Source organism: Streptomyces sp. NPDC059900, assembly GCF_050270335.1.
Lineage (GTDB): Bacteria > Actinomycetota > Actinomycetes > Streptomycetales > Streptomycetaceae > Streptomyces.
Map to the genome: position 1 here is coordinate 1 of NZ_JBNNJZ010000797.1, position 2,967 is coordinate 2,967.

General features: G+C 75.0%; 1 protein-coding gene and 1 pseudogene. Both read left to right on the forward strand.

Annotation, left to right across the window (positions count from 1 at the left end; genetic code table 11):
- Positions 1 to 16: 16 nt before the first annotated feature.
- Positions 17 to 355, forward strand: a pseudogene (locus tag ACQKIP_RS44080) (helix-turn-helix domain-containing protein); the annotation flags it as partial.
- 75 nt (positions 356 to 430) lie between these two features.
- Complete coding sequence (locus ACQKIP_RS44085; RefSeq protein ID WP_365854341.1) at positions 431 to 1,693, forward strand: PucR family transcriptional regulator; 1,263 nt, start codon at positions 431 to 433, stop codon at positions 1,691 to 1,693.
- Positions 1,694 to 2,967: the final 1,274 nt, after the last annotated feature.

Consider the following 2,967-nt stretch of genomic DNA (forward strand, 5'->3'; position numbering starts at 1 on the left):
CATCTGAAACATTCTCGACGCGCTGGTGGTCTTATATAGTTTCGGGGCGCGCGCCTGGGCCGAGCGCAGCCGCGGTGAACTGCGGGCCGCGGGCGAGGCGGTGGCGGGGGATCCGGGGCCCGGTCCGCTGGCGGCGCTGACCCCGCAGCAACAGCGCATCGCCCGGCAGGTCGCCCGGGGCGCCACCAACCGGGAGGTGGCGGTGCACCTCTCGGTCAGTCCCCGCACCGTCGACCACCACCTGCGCAATGTCTTCGCCGCGCTGGGCGTACGCTCCCGCGTCGAGCTGTCGCGACTGCTCGCCGGGGAGGGTGAGTTGCCGGACCGTGATGTGGAGATTGCCGCACAGCTCTAGGTACCGACTGGGCGGTATGCCATTCTTCGGGCGTCAGGAAGATCCTGCTGTGCGCACATTCCCCGGGGAGGCCCCATGCCACACGTCCTGCGGTCACGGGTCGGGCCCCTGCACGAAGTGCCCGTCATCACCCCGCTCGCACCCGGCTCGCGCTCACTTCTCGACGCCGAGGCCGTCGCCGTCCTGCACCGCGCGGCCCGCGCCCTGCTCAGAGACCTGCCCGCGATGACCGACCGGCTCGTCGCGACCCTGCGCGAGCAGGAGCCCGCCTACCGCACGGACATCGAGAACCGTCCCACCGACGTCTGGCAGGAGGTCCACCGCTCCCTGCGGTACAGCGTCACCTCGCTCCTCCAGCCGGGCCAGACCAGGGAGGCCGCCCACCGCACGTCCGTGCAGATCGCCGGGGCGCGCGCCGAACGGGGCCTGCCGCTGGACGCCCTGCTGCACGCCTTCCGGCTGGGCGGGGCCATGGTGTGGCAGGGCCTGGTCGAGGAGGTCTCACGCGGCAACCCCGACGACATGCGGCTGCTCATCCATGTCGCCACGGACGTATGGAACTTCGTCGACGAGCACTGCGGCGTGGTCGCCGACGCCTACCGCCGCACCGAGCGCCGCATGGCCTGGCAGCACGAGAACCGGCTGCGGCTGCTCACCGCGAGCCTCCTCGACGGCAGCGCCCGCCTCACCGACCTGCCCACCGCCGCCGACGTCCTGGGCCTGCCCGAGGACGGGTGGTACGCCGTGATCGCCCTCGAAGGCGACGACAGCCGCCTCACCCTGCCGACCGGGACACGGACCTTGCGCCACACCGCTCCCGGAGTCCAGTACGCCCTGGTGCTGCTCGGCGGCGCCGACGGCGACCCGGCGGCCGAACTGTCCGCCCTCGGCGCCGCCCTGGCACTGCCGCCGGGCGCCCGCGCCGGCATCGGCTCACCCGTGGAATCCCTGGCCGCCGTCCCGCACGCCCGCCGCCTCGCCGACACGGCGCTGCGCGCCTGCCCCCGCAGCGGCGGCACCATCCTGCTGGACGAACGCCTGCCCGACGCCCTCGTCGTCTCGTCCCCCGAACTCGCGCAAGCACTCGCCGAGCGCGTCCTTGGCCCGCTGCGCTCCCTGGACCCCGCCGACCGGGACCTCCTCCTGGACACCCTCGTGGTCTGGCTGGAGGCCGACGGCTCCGCACAGCGCGCGGGTACCCGCCTCTACTGCCACCGCAACACCGTCCTCAACCGGCTGCGCCGCGTGGAGCAGCTGACAGGCCGCAGCCTCACCCGGGTCGGCGACCTGGTGGAGATCTCGCTGGCCCTGGGCGCCCGGCGGCTGCTCGGAGGGTGAGAGGCCGCCGGGCGCAGCCGCCCAGACGTCCGGCAGCAGCGCGGCCCGGATCCCGCCCGCCGCCACCAGGCGCAGCCGCGCGCCGCAAGTCGCCGTCCCAAAAGCGCGCTTGAGCCAGTCCAGCGCGTGCAGGGACTCGGCATAGCCCTGCGCGTAGGCCCGGTTCGCCGCCAGGAGCTGGTGCCCGGCCGGGACATCGCGGAACAGCGCGGGCGATGCGGCGGCGACCCGGCCCACGACCTCCCGTGCGGCCCCGGCACCGCGCCACGCGCGCACGTCGGCCACGACGACCGGCAGCAGACGCTTCACCCGGAACCACAGCGTGATCTCGGCAAGGCCGGGCCGCTCCTCGGCGACCTGCTGCTCGGCGATCATCGCCCAGCCCTCCAGGGCGCTCATGTCCCCGAGGACCGCTGCCGCGCCGCCGAACCGCAGCCGGGCGTAATGGGCGTGCAGGGCGTGGCCGGGGAACGCCTCGTGCGCCAGGAGCAACAGCAGGGCAAGGCGGTCGCGGGCGCTCGCCTCGCGTGCCGTGGGCACCTGCGGCCCCAGGTACACCACCGAGCCGTGCTCGCCGGGCAGGAACAGGGCGACCGGCACCAGACCGGCCATCGGACCGCGGGCCCGGCGCACGTCGGGCGGCTCGAACCCGGCCGGGAGTCCGCTCGCCCCGGCGGTCAGCAGGTGCAGGAGAGCGGACGGCTCCTGTCCGGCCAGGTCGTGCGCCAGGGCATCTGCCTCACCGGCGTACCGGCGGCGGGCCGTGGCGTGCTCGGCGGCGGATTCGAGGAGCAGCTCGCCCAGGGCGCGGTGGGTGTCGGCGGGTGGTAGGGCGCGGCGGTCGGGTGCGGTGTGCCGGGAGCGGGGTGCCGGTGTCCGGAGCGGGGGCGTGGGCTGTGCGGCTGCTCCGAGCGCGCGGACGTACCGACTGCACTCTTCCGCGTATTCGGGCCGCTCGACCGCCAACGCGCGCATCTGCGCGCAGGCTTCGGCAAGCGTCGCCCCGCCCTGCCCGAGCCGTCGCAGCCACCGGTCCTGGCCGTGGATCCAGTCGTCCAGCTGCCGGGCCACGGCCCTGTCCCAGGCGCTCGGCGCGGCGCGGAGAACGGGGGACAGGCGTGCGGACAGGGCTTGGAGTTCAGCCCCGCTCGCTTCCCCGTCCCAGGGGCGGCCCCAGTCGGGTTCCGCGCCCCGCAGCCAGGCCGCCGACGGGCGCGTACGGCACAACCACCGCGCCGCGTCGGCCAGTACCCCGGCCAGCACCGGATCCAGGC

Coding starts and splice junctions, on each gene's coding strand:
- ACQKIP_RS44085 (WP_365854341.1), top strand. CDS start 431: ATGCCACACGTCCTGCGGTCACGGGTCGGGCCCCTGCACGAAGTGCCC.